The sequence below is a fragment of the Fibrobacter sp. UWH6 genome, assembly GCF_900142465.1.
Taxonomy (GTDB): domain Bacteria; phylum Fibrobacterota; class Fibrobacteria; order Fibrobacterales; family Fibrobacteraceae; genus Fibrobacter.
The window spans coordinates 140,291-156,085 of sequence record NZ_FRAX01000001.1; the positions used below are offsets into that span (position 1 = coordinate 140,291).

The 15,795-nt window shown below is 50.4% G+C and carries 12 protein-coding genes; 9 read left to right on the forward strand and 3 right to left on the reverse strand.

The window, feature by feature from the left end; genetic code table 11:
* Window positions 1-96: 96 nt before the first annotated feature.
* Window positions 97-909, reverse strand: a complete 813-nt coding sequence (locus tag BUB73_RS00610; RefSeq protein WP_073155865.1) for a sigma-70 family RNA polymerase sigma factor — start codon at window positions 907-909, stop codon at window positions 97-99.
* Between the two features lie 317 nt (window positions 910-1,226).
* Here BUB73_RS00610 and BUB73_RS00615 point away from each other — a divergent pair, with 317 nt between their 5' ends.
* The 6 genes from BUB73_RS00615 (at window position 1,227) to BUB73_RS00640 (ending at window position 8,043) form a co-directional block, all read left to right on the forward strand.
* Window positions 1,227-1,943, forward strand: coding sequence for a class I SAM-dependent methyltransferase (locus BUB73_RS00615; protein ID WP_254794841.1), 717 nt, complete (start codon window positions 1,227-1,229; stop codon window positions 1,941-1,943).
* A 3-nt stretch (window positions 1,944-1,946) separates the two neighbouring features.
* On the forward strand, window positions 1,947-3,098 hold the full coding sequence (locus BUB73_RS00620; RefSeq protein ID WP_073155871.1) for a glycosyltransferase family 4 protein: 1,152 nt from the start codon (window positions 1,947-1,949) through the stop codon (window positions 3,096-3,098).
* Window positions 3,088-4,095 carry a lysylphosphatidylglycerol synthase transmembrane domain-containing protein gene (locus BUB73_RS00625; RefSeq protein WP_073282867.1) on the forward strand — a complete coding sequence of 336 codons (1,008 nt, stop codon included), beginning with the start codon at window positions 3,088-3,090 and terminating at the stop codon, window positions 4,093-4,095. Before BUB73_RS00620 ends, BUB73_RS00625 begins: the two co-directional genes overlap by 11 nt.
* A 109-nt stretch (window positions 4,096-4,204) precedes the next feature.
* Window positions 4,205-6,427, forward strand: coding sequence for a UvrD-helicase domain-containing protein (locus BUB73_RS00630; protein ID WP_254794984.1), 2,223 nt, complete (start codon window positions 4,205-4,207; stop codon window positions 6,425-6,427).
* A gap of 8 nt (window positions 6,428-6,435) precedes the next feature.
* Entirely contained in the window at window positions 6,436-7,245 is an 810-nt protein-coding gene (murI, locus tag BUB73_RS00635) for a glutamate racemase (RefSeq protein ID WP_073282869.1), read from the forward strand.
* Between the two features lie 159 nt (window positions 7,246-7,404).
* Window positions 7,405-8,043, forward strand: coding sequence for a hypothetical protein (locus BUB73_RS00640; protein WP_073155879.1), 639 nt, complete (start codon window positions 7,405-7,407; stop codon window positions 8,041-8,043).
* 72 nt (window positions 8,044-8,115) lie between these two features.
* On the opposite strand, the gene BUB73_RS00645 is transcribed toward BUB73_RS00640, so the two are convergent.
* Window positions 8,116-10,233 (reverse strand): glycoside hydrolase, encoded by a 2,118-nt coding sequence (locus BUB73_RS00645; protein WP_073282872.1) that lies wholly within the window; start codon window positions 10,231-10,233, stop codon window positions 8,116-8,118.
* Between the two features lie 235 nt (window positions 10,234-10,468).
* Window positions 10,469-11,641, reverse strand: coding sequence for a sugar transferase (locus BUB73_RS00650; protein ID WP_073282875.1), 1,173 nt, complete (start codon window positions 11,639-11,641; stop codon window positions 10,469-10,471).
* 242 nt (window positions 11,642-11,883) lie between these two features.
* Here BUB73_RS00650 and BUB73_RS00655 point away from each other — a divergent pair, with 242 nt between their 5' ends.
* The 3 genes from BUB73_RS00655 (at window position 11,884) to nadC (ending at window position 15,703) form a co-directional block, all read left to right on the forward strand.
* Window positions 11,884-13,173 carry a homoserine dehydrogenase gene (locus BUB73_RS00655; RefSeq protein ID WP_073282878.1) on the forward strand — a complete coding sequence of 430 codons (1,290 nt, stop codon included), beginning with the start codon at window positions 11,884-11,886 and terminating at the stop codon, window positions 13,171-13,173.
* A 73-nt stretch (window positions 13,174-13,246) separates the two neighbouring features.
* Complete coding sequence (locus tag BUB73_RS00660; RefSeq protein ID WP_073155890.1) at window positions 13,247-14,698, forward strand: sugar transferase; 1,452 nt, start codon at window positions 13,247-13,249, stop codon at window positions 14,696-14,698.
* A gap of 141 nt (window positions 14,699-14,839) precedes the next feature.
* Window positions 14,840-15,703 (forward strand): carboxylating nicotinate-nucleotide diphosphorylase, encoded by an 864-nt coding sequence (gene nadC / locus BUB73_RS00665; RefSeq protein ID WP_073155893.1) that lies wholly within the window; start codon window positions 14,840-14,842, stop codon window positions 15,701-15,703.
* Window positions 15,704-15,795: the final 92 nt, after the last annotated feature.

The following is a 15,795-nucleotide window of genomic DNA, read 5'->3' on the forward strand; positions in this document are numbered from 1 at the left end:
AGGGGTCTAGGGCTAATGAACACTTGGCAACTTAGTTGCCTTAGTGAGAATTGTCCTCATAGGGGATGTGCAGGGGCCCCTGCATCTAAGCGGCCATTACTTGTTAATGGCTGCCAAAAATGCGTCTTTCTTTTCCTGGAGGAATTCCTTGCTGTTGTACTTGCGGATACGGCGGAGTGCCTGGTCACGCAACTGACGCACGCGTTCGTGGGAGATGTTCATGGATTCGCCCACTTCACGGAGGGTCTGAGGAGCTTCCTGGTTGATACCGAAGATGCCGGTAATAACCTTTGCTTCGCGTTCCGGCAGCTGTTCCATAAGGTCGCGAGCCAATGCTTCGACGCTCTGGATTTCGGATTCTGCTTCGGGATTGGAAGCGCCGCCATCGGGGAGCACTTCGGCGTAAGTTGCCTTGGAGTCTGCCTTCAGGGGGCTGTCGAAAGAAACGCCGCGCTGACCGATCTGGATAAGTTCGCGGATTTCTTCGTTGATTTCCTTACCGCGGGACTGTTCGTGCAATGCCTTACGCACACGTAGGTGCTGGTTTGCAGGGAGACGAATCAGGTTGCCCTGTTCGTTGATAGCGCGGGTAATATAAGCCTTGATCCACCACACGCCATAAGAAATGAACTTAAGGCCACGGGTGTGTTCGAAAGATTCGATTGCGCGGACGAGGCCCATAGCACCTTCGCTAACCAGGTCCGGCAGGGGGATGGGGCAACCGCGGTACTGGATTGCCACCTTCAAAACGAAACGCATATTTGCAGAGATCAGCTTTTTACGGGCGATTTTATCGCCTTCTTTTGCTTTCTGGAAAAGAATCTGTTCTTCATCTCTGGAGAGGGGAGCGGTGCGACGAATATCTTCTAGGTAACGCTTTAGAGTAGTATCAGTAGAATCAATATGCATGTTTAAACCTTACTCCTTTAATATCGCATTTTTTAAAGCAAGTTGCGTGCCAATAGTGTAAATTTTTGCGAAATAAAGGGCGAAAAGGGCATTTTATTTCACGACGTGTAACGAAATTTAGAAAAATTAGATGTTTTGTCTTGAAATTTAAACAAAATTTGTCATTATTTTATGACTTATGGCAGGATGTTCGTATTTGTTGCATTCGTAAATCGGGGGCCCACTTCTTTTTGACAAATTCGTATATTTAGCTCGTTATGTCAATTAAAGAACCCGATCAATCTGTCTGGAACAGGTTTTGGAAAAGAAAGAACGATATGGACAAGGTTTACCCTTCGTCCCCGTCGGTCATTGAAACGATTAAGAAGAATTTTAAGCTGGAAGGGCTGAAGGTTCTGGAAGTGGGGGCCGGTACTGGTCGCGATAGCGCGGAACTGGCCCGCCTGGGAGCCGAAGTCTATGTCCTGGATTTTGCCGAAAATAGCCTGAAGATTGTGAATTCCCTTCGTGAAAGGGAAAACCTGACCAATCTTCATCTGGTTCGCGGCGATGCGTTCAAGGCTCCCTTCCCGGATAATACCTTTGACCTGGTTTTCCATCAGGGTCTGGCTGAACATTTCAAGGATTCGCTGCCCCTGCTTAAGGAAAACTACCGCATTGTGAAGCATGGTGGGCATTGCCTTTGTGACGTGCCCCAGACGGTTCATCCTTACACTGTTATCAAGCATATCCTGATTGCTATGGATAAGTGGTTTGCCGGTTGGGAAAAACAGTTTACCATGCCCCAGCTGAAGAAGCTGATGAATGACGCCGGCTTTGAAAATGTCTACCAGTATGGCGACTGGATGCGTCCCAATCTGTATTATCGCATGGTTCGTGAACTGGGCTTTAAGGTGGGCATTGAACTGCCTAAGTATCCCTTGCAGGGTACGGCCTACCAGAAGATCAAGGATTCCTTGCTGGATTCCCTGGAAACCAATCCGCTTATGCATTACACTCAGCTTTGCATTGGAGTCTTGGGTCGTAAGCCCTAGCTGATGAACATACTTGTCGTTAACTATCGCGATCGACTGCACCCCGCTGCCGGGGGCGCCGAAAAGCACCTACACCGAATTTTTTCGTTAATTGCCCAGATGGGCCACAAGGTGGTCCTGTTTACGACCGCGTTCCCTGGATGTAAGTCCCGGGAAGAAGTGGACGGAATTACCGTAATCCGCAAGGGTGGCGATTTGCTGTTCCAGGTGAATACGGCGCTGAACTTAAAGAAGTTGGATCGGGAATTTGATTTTGATGTGGTGGTGGAAGACCTGAACAAGCTTCCCCTGTTTACACCTTATCTGACGAAGAAGCCTGTGCTGGTGCAGATGCATCACTTGTGGCGTGGTTCCATTTTCCATGAGGCGTCCTTCCCGGTTGCCTTGGGCGTGTGGCTCTTTGAGACCATCATTCCGTGGTTCTACCGAAAGGAACCCTTTGTGGTGGTGAGTCCCAGTACCAAGCGCGAACTGAACGAGATCGGCGTGGATGAGTCCCGTATTTCTGTAATTTATAACGGTTCCGATGATTGCCGCGTTGAGGATAGTTCTTCCGTTGGCAGCGTTGCCTCTGCGGGTATGGGCGTGCCTTATTTCTTGTGGCTGTCCCGCGTTCATCGCTATAAGGGAATCTGGACGGCTCTTGAGGCTTTTGAAAAGTTTGCCAAGAATCATCCGGATGTGAAACTTGTGGTGGCGGGTGATGGCCCGTTGTTGAAGAAACTTCCTGCTTGGTTGCAACAGCATAATCTTGAAAGTCAGGTGGACCTTCTTGGCTTTGTCAGTTCTAAAAGAAAACGTGAACTGCTTGCCGGAGCCACGGCCTTGCTGCAGACTAGCTATAAGGAAGGCTGGGGTCTTACGGTTGTGGAAGCGGCGAAGCTTGGTACGACGACCATTGCCTGCGATGTGCCTGGTCTTCGTGACAGTGTGCGTAATGGCGAGACGGGCCTGCTCTTTCAGGCGGGTGATACGGATGCCTGCGCTTCTGAGATGGATCGCCTGTATAGTAACGATGACTTGAGGACTCGCCTGGAGGCCGGTGCCGCTGCTTATGCCGATGAATTCCGCTGGGATATTGCGGCTGACATGACTTTGAACTTGATGCAGAATCTTGTGATCCAACATCAGGTTGGGGGTGACGATGAAGAATAATCGTATGAAGCCCTTTATGGTGTTCTGCCTGAAGCTGGTGGTGACGCTGGTTCCTGCTTACTTTGTGTATAGGAACATAGTGTTGGCGCCCGATTGGAACGTCGGGGACTTGTACGAATTGTTCACTGTCAAGAGCGTGCTCCCGTTTGTGCTGGCGCTTCTTTGTCTGGGTTTGTCCAACTTTACGGCTTGCTTGCAGTGGAAACTTTTGCTTGAGCGTCAGAATGTCCATCTTTCTTATGGACGTCTGTTGAAGTTGTATTATGTCGGCTTGTTCTTTAACAACTTCATGCCCGGTAATGTTGGTGGCGACGCCAAGAAGGTTTATGATATCCGCATGCAGGGCGGGCAGGATACTGTCGGGGCTGGACTTACGGCGACGTTCTTTGATCGTCTGTTTGGATTGTTCTTTATTACGTTGTTTGCACTTGCTGTCGGTTTTCTGTTCTTTATGCATGATGCGGAACAGCGTGCCTTTATGTGGCCTTCAGTCTGGATATGCCTTGGATTCTGCGCTTTGTTCGCCTCCCTTTTTAGTCGTAGGCTCGGCCGACTGCTTTGTAAGATCATGGCGAAAGTTTTCCCGGAGAAGGTGAATGCTCGCATGCTCCGTATGTTTGAACGTTTTCAGCATTTCCGTTCTGTGAAACTCTGGGCTTCTATTAGCAGTTTGTCGGCGGTGACGCAGGCTTTGCGAATCCTTGTGCATTTCTTTTGCGGAATTGCAGTCGGTGTAGATCTTTCGATTTCCTGGTATTTCTACTACATCCCGCTGGTGGCGATTATTAGCGCCTTGCCTATTTCCATTGGCGGATTTGGCCCTCGTGAATTGCTGGCTCAATCTTTGTTTGCGAAAGCCGGTGTCCCTAACCTGGAATCGGTGGTAATCCAGCTCCTGGCTTACTTCGTAAGTTTGATTCTCAGCTTGTTTGGGGCTTTCGTTTTCTTGCTTGGTGGATCTGCGAAAAATGCGGATCCTGCCGAGAAGGCCGACTAGGGCTGTCTTAACTTGTCCGTTTATAGAACGGTTAGACGTTCTGTTATGCGGTCTTTTTATATACCGGTGGTGATTTACATGTAAATCATCCCATTCCATACGGGTTTGTATGGACATGAAATCTGCCGAAAGTCCGGCTGAAAAAATTCTCTCTGGCTTGAATTCTGACCAGAGGGCCGCTGTTTTGCATAATCACGAATCTGGGGCTCAGCTTTTGATTTTGGCTGGTGCGGGGTCGGGAAAGACATCCGTGTTGACCAAGCGCATCCAGTACCGCATACTTTGCGGTGTGGCTCCCGAAAAAATTCTAGCGCTGACTTTTACGGCTAAGGCGGCTGCTGAAATGCGGGAGCGTGTACAGGCCTTGTTCCCTAATGCGGGGGTGCGCCTTTGCACGTTTCATTCTCTTGCGCTTTATATGTTGAAGTGTAAGGTTCCTGCAAATGGGGATGGTTCTTCGGGGGAAGTGTGTGCGTACGAGTTGCTGGGGTTTAAGAAGATTCCCTCTCCGACAGAATCTGCAGAGAGAAACTTTGCCCATCGGCTTATGGAACTTAAAATAAAAAGTGGAACAGTCCTTCGTGAAAATCTCTTTTCTTATGGGTTGTCGGCAAAACTGCAAAAGAAGTTGGCACCCCTCCGGGAGGAAGTCCATCAGACTGGTCGTGTGGTTTTTGAAGATTTGATATTTGAGGCGATTCGCCTGATCGAAGAGTTTCCCTTTGTTCGGGACTATTTTCAGAGTCTTTGGTCTGAAATTCTTGTTGATGAATATCAAGATATCAATCCGACTCAATACCGTATGGTTAAGGGTCTGCTTGGAAATCGGAAATCCCTTTTTGTTGTGGGGGACGATGACCAGGCTATTTATGGTTTCCGCGGGGCTGATATCGGCAATATTAACCGCTTCCGAGACGATTTTAGGGAGAGTACGCTGATTCGCCTGGAATGGAATTACCGGTCTGTTCCCAATGTACTTCATTTGGCGAATCAGATTTTTACGAATAAGCCCATTCATTTGCGGAAGGTCCTGCGTGCTGGAAATCCTTCGGGCTCCAAGGGGAATCCCATCTTCAAGGAAAATCGGAAACCTGAAGTGTGGGTGTCCGATAATCCGGTGGAGGAAATGCAGAAGGTTGTTCAGTCCATTAAGGAACTTCGGATGGGCTATGACTTGGAATGGAAAAACTTTGCCATTCTTGTAAGGTATAACCGCCAGCGGCTTTATTATGAAGAGGCCCTGCGGGATTATAACATTCCCATTGCGGGAGGGCCTGCAGAAAATGGTGAGGAAGGGGCCGTCCTGGAAAACGGGGTGCATGTGGAAACTGTGCATGCGTCAAAGGGGTTGCAGTACGCGGTGGTCTATTATGCGGGGCTTGCCGAGGGGTTGACTCCTGGGGCGTGTACGGGATCTAGGTCTCAGCGGAAAAGGCAGTTGGAAGAGGAGCGTCGTCTGTACTATGTGGGGGTGACTCGTGCGGAGGCCTGTCTGATTTTGTTATATTGCAAACGTAGATTTTGGAAGGGGCAGTTGTGTAAGTTCAAACGTTCCAGTTTTTTACCGAAGGAAAGCTCCTGTAAGTCTAAAGGTTTGATGATGCCTCTCGTTTTTTTTAGAATTTATGTCGTCCTGATTGTTCTTGGCTACTTGTGTGTGCAGATGATTCGTGTGCCCTATGCCAAGTGGCGGCATGGCGGAGATATGACTCCTTGGGTCGATGGCCGTATCCAGTTCTTTTCTGCTTTCTGTTTGAAGATGCTCCGTGTGGAATTGAATATTGAAAATCAGGCTGCGCTCGGCAAAGTGGATTGGACTCGCCCCGTATTTGCGGTTGGAAACCATGGCTCATTTTCGGATATCCCTATGGTTTTTCTTGCCCTTCAGCGGACATTTGGTTTTGTGGCCAAGGAGTCTCTGGGCAAGGTGCCGTTCCTTCATTTTTGGATGAAGCAGATTGGCTGTGCCCTGGTGAACCGTTCCAAGGGTGGTGCCGCAGCCGCCGTACGACGTGTTATCGCGGAACGAGGAGCTGCTCCCCGCTTGTTTATCTTCCCTGAAGGAACCCGCAGTAAAGACGGAGCTTTGGGTCCTTTTAAGAGTGGCACTTTCTATTTTGCCCACGAAAATGACGGCTTCATTCTTCCCTTGGTCATCAAGGGCTCTGCCGCTGTCTGGGAGAAACGAAAGAATGCCGGACCGTGCAAGGTGACGGTGAAAATTCTTGATCCTATTGACGTGAAGGCGTTGAAGGAATCCAATCCCGATATTGATCCGAAGCAGGATTTGTGTCCTATGGTTCATGATCGTATGGAAAGTGCATTGAGGTAGGGACTGCTATGATTGGTGTTTTTGATTCCGGTTTTGGCGGTCTAACTATTTTGCGGGATTTGCAAAAGGTGTTGCCGCAGTACGACTACCTGTATCTGGGGGATAATGCCCGCGCTCCCTATGGTTCCCGTAGCTTTGAAACCATTTACCGCTATACGTTGCAGGCGGTTCGTGAACTGTTTAGTCGTGGATGCCCCCTGGTGATCCTGGCTTGCAATACAGCTTCTGCACGAGCCCTTCGCAGTATCCAGCAGCAGGTGCTTCCTATTGAATTTCCTGATCGCAGGGTGCTGGGGATTATCCGTCCCACTGCAGAAGAAATTGGACGTGTCAGTAAGACGGGACATATCGGGATTTTTGCGACGGCAGGAACGGTTTCTTCGGGAAGCTATCCCATCGAGATCAACCATTTTTATCCGGAGCTGAAGGTGACTCAGCATGCGTGCCCCATGTGGGTGCCCTTGGTTGAGTATGGCGAACGGGAATCCGATGGTGCTCGTTACTTTGTTAAAAAGGAAGTGGAGGCCGTTTTACGTGAGGATCCTGAAATCGACACCATCCTTTTAGCTTGTACCCACTATCCGCTGCTGGAAAAGGCTATCCGCGAATCTACTCCGCCGGGGGTGAACTTGGTGTTTCAGGGGAGTATCGTGGCGGACAAGACTGTCGACTATCTGAAACGTCACCCGGAAATAGAAAAACGACTTGCGAAAAACGGTAAAACCAGTTTTTTGACTACAGATACGGCCGAATTCTTTGAAAAAGGCGCCTTTTTCTTTGGAATGCAGGACATTTCTGCTGAATCGCTGACCTTTTAACTTACAAAATTAGTATCTTATACAAAAAACGACGAACCATCTAGGATGGTCCGCCCGTGAGAGTTTTAATTAAAGGGGGGACCTCGGGCCGTAGTCCGGGGTTCTCGAAGTCTAACCAAGTCGAATCTATTTCGAGTATAATTAACGGATTGTATAAAAATGCCGAAGACACAGATTAATCTCGATGGTTGGCAGGACTACCGCGGTAACGCCGCAGGCAGCTTGCTTTATGTAGAAACTAGCCACCAGTCTGAAATGCCGGTGCGCGACCAGCTCAACGAAAATGGCAAGGGCTTCCTTTCTGAACCGAACTACGAAACCAGCACCTATGGCCTCGTGAGCTGCTACAATGTGAAGGCAGTGAATGCTATCCTCAAGGCCAAGAGTCGCTACATTCTTTTCGGTACCCGCTACGAAGGTCTCAGCGATTCCGAAATGCGCAACAAGTACCTGATCATGGGTTATATGCGCATCGATAAGATCAAGGACGTTCGTACCCGCCACATCCAGCGCTACATGGCTAATCCGGAACTTCAGGAACCGGAATGCATGCAGATGGAACACAACTGGGCTGTTTATGGTCCCATGCGCTTTGTCTCCATGAACGATTCCTTTGTCGTTACCGACGAAATCCTCAAGGAATGGGGTTACCGCGGTCACGCTTCCCGTCAGCTGAAGGCTGTATTCCAGAAGGAACATCTTGAACAGATCCTTTCTTACCTGGATTCCAAGGAAGATATGATCGACGAATATATCGCTACCGTCGACGAATACAAGGAAGCTTTGGAAGAAGGTTAATCCTTTAAATTTTTATGCGAAAAAGGCCGTGGATGAAATCCACGGCCTTTTCTGTTTCTTTATTGTTAGACTTTATTTTTTGACGGCCCTAATAGAACTGGAGCTTGTCTTCAGGATGTATGTTCCCTGGCGGACGTCGAGGCGGAGAGTGCCGTTGTCGTTCAGTGCCTGGTTCTTTGTGCCTGTCCAGAGGAGGTTGCCGTTCAGGTCGAAGAGCTTGGCCTGCATGTGGTTGTCGTTGAAGGCGTACTTATAGTTGGAATGGATGGATGTGGTGCCGCAGCCGACGGCTTCGATCTTGGCAATGTAAATGCCGGATCCGTTGCTGTTGAAGGTGAGGCTGTTGGAACCGAAGGGTGCGCCGGATTCATCTTTTTCGTTTGTTAGAGGAATGGTGACTTCGCTCCATTCGGAACCGCTTGCGTCGTTGCCGTACTGGTAGCTAGTCCATTCGGATCCGCCTGCGCCGCCGATGTTCACGGAGTTGGTGGAATCCACGCCGCGCATGGTGATGACGAGGTCGCTGCAGACCTGGAGAGGATCGTAGACGAGGGCCATGTCGCTCAGGGCGTAAACGCCGTGCTGGTAACCGCAGTCATCCTGATTGCAACCTGCCAAGGGAAGCTTGACGTACTGGGACACGCCGTCCAGCGGGGTGGTGACCAGGGTGCCTTCGAATTCGCCACTCCACTTACCGGCGGAGGTTTCCTTGCTGAAGTCTACGATGGTAATGCTGGAGGGAATGTTGCTGCCGCCATTGCCGCCTTCTTCAATGGGGGCGTCTTCGCAGTTGCCGATATTGGCGCCAGCACTCATGGTGTAGACCAAGGTGGTGATGGAACGGGCCGGAAGATTGTAGCTGACGCTAGTTGTGATTTCCTTGCTCTTGGCTCCGCTCTCTACAGACTGAACTGCGTAGATGGCGTTGTAGCCATTGATGCTGGGAGCGTTCAGGCTTACGGGGGAGTTGGCGGTGTTGATGGCGATGACGGAGATGGAATCGCAACCTACACTACGGAAGGCTACCACCTTGAGTTCATCCTGGTCGGAAGTACTGGTGATGACGCGTGCGTTGGGATTTACGAACTTGGAGTAGTGTCGCATGGCGTGGTACTCCGGTGCGATAACGATTTCGTCCTTGGTGCAGTTGCCCCAGTTGGCGGCGCAAACGCCGATGAACTGACCCTTTTCGCCCCAGTACAGTTCCCAGGCGATGTAGGCGTTGAGCTTGCCGCTGGTGAAACCGACTTGCATGATGTGGGCGAGGCCGACCATGTCTGCTTCGCGGATGTCATTTTCCATGGTGCAGAATTCGGTCATGATCAAGGGCTTGGTATCGCTACCCCAGCGGGAGGCGATGGAACTCATGGGCTTGCGGAAATTTTCCGGGTTCAGGTAGTTCTGTCCGGAGTTGTCGTTACCGTCGCCGGCGTGGTACAGATGGTAGGCGTAGCCTCCCAGCTTACTGTCGTCCAGCTTGGCCATGTAGTTCTGGAAATTGTTGAAGCCGATGCCCAGCGGTTCGGGGCCGATAATCTTGGGCGGGTTAGCCAGGCTGTTCAGGGAGTCGCTCACTGCCTGAAGTGCTTTGTCGTAACCGGCGATGCCATCCTTTTCGGACGGTTCGAAAAGCGTTTCTTCGTACTCGGCGTTCATGTCCGGTTCGTTCTGCAGGGAGATGTAATCCGGTGCGATGCCCATGGCTTCGTAGGCCTGGTAGGAAGTTTTCCACCAGTGTGCGAAGTCGGCGTATACGAAGGCACCGTAGGGGTCGGTGGATGAAGTCTTGAGGGTGTTGTTCTTCTTGTCGCCGTTGCCTGCGCTACCATTGATGCTGTTGCTGGGCTTGAGGCTCGGAGGGGCGCTCCAGGAAGACATTTCGATTTTCAGCTTGTTGCCGAGGCGCTGTCTTGCGGCCTTGATGATCGCGGCGTCGTTGGCCAGGCTCTTTTCGCTGTCCTGCTTCCAGTTGCCGATACGCAGGATGGAAAGATTTAGACCGGTAAAGGCTGTATCGTAAAATGCTTGCTGGGTAGCATTACCCATGGCGGTAACCCAGTCCTGGTAGTAAACGCTACCGGCTCCGAATCCAAGAATTTTTTGCTTGGTGTCGGCAGGGTCTACGGTAATCGTTGCGGCAGATGCAACTACAGCGGAAGCCAAAGCTGCGGGTACTAATTTCCTGATCATGTTGTTTCCTTTCTATACACCAAGACAAAAATAATTTTTTTGTATTTGCAATGGAAAAACGTTAAACTAAAAGTAAGAACGTAAAAAACGGCCCGTTATAAACGGACCGTCCTTTCGAAATTCTTGGTCCCAAATTTTTTTATAGGGCCCGTTTTTTCCTAAATAGGCTCCAGGAGCCAATTATTTAGGCCTACTTTTTAATAGGCTCCAGGAGCCAATCATTTAGGCCTACTTTTTAATAGGCTCCGTCGCCCTTGAACACGACCTTGAATGTCTTGAGGATGAGCTTGATGTCGTCGCCCAGCTTGCCGTCGCGGCGGATGTAGTCGTTGTCCAGGCGCATCTGACCTTCGAAGCTAATGTTGCTTCGGCCGCTGACCTGCCAGATGCAGGTAAGGCCCGGTGTGACGGACAGACGCATACGGTGCCACGGTTCGTACTCAGCCACTTCCGAGGGAATAGGCGGTCGCGGACCGACGATACTCATGTCTCCCTTGATGATGTTGAAGAACTGAGGCAGTTCGTCGAGGCTGAACTTGCGGAGAACTCTGCCGAAGGGGTAGATTCTCGGGTCGTTCTTCATCTTGAAGGTCTTGCCGCCGGTTTCGTTCAGCTTCATCAGTTCCTTCTTGCGTTCTTCGGCGTCGGCGTACATGCTGCGGAACTTGTACATGGTAAACAGTTTGCCGTTCTTGCCTACGCGGACCTGCTTAAAGATGACAGGACCCTTGGGATCGCTGATCTTGACTGCGGCGGCGCAGAACAGAAGCAAGGGGGAACAGAGAACGATGGCTGCGCTGGTGCAGACCACATCCACGATGCGCTTGATAATGTGGCGGAAACGGATGCGGTGGGGGTGCTGCCAGATATGGTCCAGGTTCAGGCGCTGCAACGAGAAGAAACTTCCGTTGGTGCTGTTGAACTCGTCAAGCTTGGCCTGCATTTCCAGGTTGTTCTTTTCCTGGGAACCCATATAGAGGTGGGCTTCGAAAATGGGTTTTCTGGGCTTGATTCGCAGGGACTGGATGAGGCCGGCGTCGTTCAGCTTATGGAGGATTTCCTTACGGATGGACTCCAGGGTTGACATGTCGGAGTTCAACAGGATGATACCAAGGCCGTTTCCGTCGGGGAGGTAGCCGAGGACATCAATGAACCTCAAATGGGAGAACATGGTGAGTATGCTGATTCGCCATGTGTTTTCTACGGTCTGGTTGGGGCTGCCCCAGCCAAAAAAATCGTACTGATGAGCGTAAATCTTGATGTAAAGGAATGGCTTGCAGGTTCGGTTTGCACGAAGGAATTCCTCGTTGAGACGGGCTCTGAACAATCGTGCTGGATACACGATGTTCTTCAATTTCTGCTCGTCGAGAATAGAACCGATTGCCGGATTTACAGATTGCTGATCCATGGACGCAAATATAAAAAAAGAAGAATTTACTTCGGTGTAGCCAAAAGGGGTAAGGGTTTGTAATTGGCTGTTTTAAGGAAAAAACTCCAAAAAACATTTTATTAATTTGTATGAACATAAAGGTTTGCTGCAGAATAGGGACGTTATACCGGTAAAATAGGACGTTCGAAGGGCCTGCTTTCGTGAAGAAAAGCGGAACTTTTCTAATTTTGGGCTGTATAATTTTAAAATGGAGACGCTCTATGTTGCGTATTGGTCTTATTGGTACAGGTACCGTCGGTGGCGGTGTTATTCAGATTTTGGAACAGAAGATTGCCGAATACAAGGAAAAGCTCGGTGTCGAAATGGAACTGGCTTGCATTTGCGCCAAGTCCGACGAAGAAGTGGCTCCCTTCAAGGCTAAGGGCTACAAGACCTCTACCAATGCCGACGAAATGATCGCTTCCAACGACATTGACGTGTTGGTGGAACTGGCTGGTGGCTACAATATGCCCCGCAGGTGGATCCTGGCTGCCCTGGAAAGTGGCAAGCATGTGGTTACCGCTAACAAGGCTTTGCTGGCTAAGTACGGTCACGAAATTTTCCCGCTGGCTGCAAAGAAGGGTTTGCATGTTCTGTTTGAAGCTGCTGTCGGTGGTGGCATTCCTATTATCCGTAGCCTCCAGGAAGGCCTGCTGGGCTCTACCGTCGAAAACCTGAGCTGCATCATTAACGGTACTTGTAACTATATCCTGTCCCGTATGGCTGAAGAAGGCCTGGACTTCGATGTGGTTCTTAAGGATGCTCAGCGTCTCGGTTTTGCTGAAGCCGATCCTACCTTTGATATTGAAGGTATCGACTCCGCTCACAAGACTGCTCTCCTGGCTTCTCTCTGCAGCGGCCACCGCGTAGACTTTGAAAAGATTCACGTGACCGGTATTTCCAAGATTACCGCCCAGGATATCGCCATCGCCAAGGAACTTGGCTGCTGCGTGAAGCTTCTGGGTATCTACCGCCGTGAAGGCGATCGCGTGGACGCCCGTGTCCATCCGTGCCTGGTTCCCATGGAACATCAGCTGTCTAGTGTGAACCGCGTTCTGAACGCTGTCTACCTGCAGTGCGATAATCTGGGTGAAACTTTGCAGACTGGTGCCGGTGCTGGCCGCCTGCCTACTGCCTCCGCCGTTGTAGCCGACCTGGTTTCCCTGGCCCGCTCCACCGACTGCGGTTCCCGCAAGGCTCTGCCCATGGGCTGGTTCAACGTTGAAAATTCTGCGACCCTGGTTCCCATTTCCGAAACCAGCGCCCGCTACTACCTGCGCTTCACTTCCCGTGATGCTTGCGGCGTTCTGGCTAAGATCACCAAGATCCTGGCCGATAATAACATTTCCATCGAAACCATCATCCAGAAGAACGTCAAGGATCCGGGTAAGGTTTCTGTGGTTGTCATTACCGAATGCACCCAGGACAGCAAGGCCCAGAAGGCAGTGGATGCCATCGACGCTCTCGCTGAAATCGTGGAAAAGAGCCAGGTTATCCGCTTCTTGGCTTAAACGCTTTAGGATGGTTCCCGTCACGGGTTGATGGGAACCTTTCCTCTTGTTTACTTCTTCCGTTGGATTGTGTATGATTCGAGCGACCACATTGGAACGTATGCTTGTTGTCCTGTCGGACTTTGTTGCGTTGTCCATTTGCTTTGGCTTGGCCTTCTGGGTGCAGTTCCACAGTGGGTGGATTGCTGACAAGTTTGATCCTAGCCGAGCTTTTGCTGATTACTACCACATGGGCATTGTGCTTAATGTGGGGTGGCTCTTTCTGTTTGTTTGCGCGGGACTTTATCGTTCCTGGCTTCTGCAGTCTAGGACTCATCAGATTTTGCGGGTGCTGCGTGCGGTGGTCCTTGGAATTATCCTGGTGATTCTTTGCCTGTTCGGTGCGGAATTCCTGGGCAAGGTTATGTCTAACGAACCCTTGAACAGCGGTTATCTGTATGGATCTCGCTTCCCCTGGATTTTTATATACGGTGGTTTTGCACTTTGCCTGGTGGTCAGTTTTAGAATGATCATCTACCAGTGCCTTCGCGGTCTGTTGCGTCTCGGTTATGGTGCCAATAACATTCTGGTACTTGGTGCAACCGAGGCTGGTCGCAAGATTGCCGAAGAACTCGCCAAGACGCCTCAGCGTGGTCAGCGTGTTATTGGTTTTGTCGATGAACGTTATCAGGTCATGGACAAGGAATTTGCCGGTGTCCCCGTTCTTGGTAAGTATTCTGACTTGCCCGCGTTGATTAAGAGTAAGAAGGTTTCTGGCATCATTATCGCCCATGATAGTACCTCTCCGCAGGAAATTATGCGAGTGCTTGTGTGGGTTTGCGAATGCGCTGTACACATCTACCTCGTTCCGGAACTTTATCAGGTGATTCATGGTCAGTTCAAGGCAAATCTGGTATATGGCTTTGAACTCCAGGAACTGCTGCCTTTTACCATGCCGCCCTGGCAGGTCCGCGTCAAACGTATGGTGGACATTTGCTTCGGTACCTTCCTTGGAATTTGTTCGTTGCCCATTTGCCTGCTTGCGGCTATCGCTATCAAGCTGGACGATCGTGGCCCGGTTTTCTATTCCCAGGAACGAATCGGTTTGTATGGAAAGCCTTTCTTTGTGTACAAGTTCCGTACCATGCGTACCGATGCCGAAAAGTTTGGCGCTCAGTGGGCTACCAAGAACGATCCGCGAATTACCCGCATTGGACGATTCCTGCGTAAGACCCGTATCGATGAACTTCCCCAGATTCTGTGCGTGCTGAAAGGTGATATGAGTATGGTGGGCCCCCGCCCCGAACGAGCTGTGTTTATCGGTAAGCTCCGTGAACAGATTCCCTTCTACATCAGCCGTCTGAAGATGAAGCCGGGGTTGACTGGTTGGGCTCAGGTCTGCCATCATTACGATACCAGCACCGAAGACGTGAAGATTAAATTGCAGTACGATATGTATTACTACGAGAATATGAGCCTCTTGCTGGATTTCCAGATTCTTGTACGTACTGTTTATGTTGTTTTAACAGGAAAAGGCGCTCAGTAGGTTTGAGGGCGTTCGCTCCGCTCACTTTGAGGGGTGAGGTCGGGCTACGCCCTAGAGGTTGTAAGTATCCTCATACCTCAGAGCGAATGAAATGAGCGACCCCATACCTCATACCAAAACGTTTATATAAGGACCTTGATTATGTACGGTGATAATTCTACTCCGGTGTTTCCCACAGAAGATGCTTTGACTATGATCCGTCTGGCTTTGGCTGAAGACGTTCGCACTGGTGACGTGACCAGCATGTGGACCATTCCTGCCGACCAGAAGCAGCATGCTCGTTTGATCGCTAAGGAAGATGGCGTTGTGGCTGGTCTTCCCATTATCGAACTGGTGTTCCAGGAAATGAAGGCAAATGCTACCGTGACCCTCCACAAGAAGGATGGTGACGTGGTAAAGAAGGGCGATCTGATTGCCGAACTTGATGGTACCACTCACGAACTTTTGACCGGTGAACGTACCTTGCTGAACTTCATCCAGCAGCTTTCCGGTGTGGCCACTGTGGCTCACACTTTCCAGGAAGCATTGAAGGGTGGTAAGACCAAGGTCCTGGATACCCGTAAGACTATTCCCGGTTTCCGTACCTTGCAGAAGTATGCAGTTCGCGTTGGCGGCGGATCCAACCACCGTATGGGTCTCTTTGACATGGTGCTGGTGAAGGACAACCACATTGCTGCCGCCGGTGGCGTGTTGGAAGCTCTGGCAGTTGTCAAGAAGAATAACACCCAGAACCTTATGGTGGAAATGGAAGTGGAAAATTTCGACCAGCTGCGCGCCTTGCTCAATAAGGGTGTTGACGTGATTATGCTGGACAACATGAGCAACGAAACCATGGCTGAAGCCTTGAAGATCATCAAGGAAAGCGGCGACAAGTGCCTGGTGGAAGGTTCCGGCAACATGACCCTGGAACGCGCCAAGGAAATCGCTACCCTCGGCCTGGACTTCATCTCCGTGGGTGCCCTTACTCATAGCGTGAAGGCTTTGGACATTTCCATGAGAATTTAAGCTTTGAGGTCGGGCTTCGCCCTTTTAGGTGTGAGGTCGCAGCAGAGCTGCTTAGAGGTATCGAATTGATTTCGTACCTCATACCTCAAAAC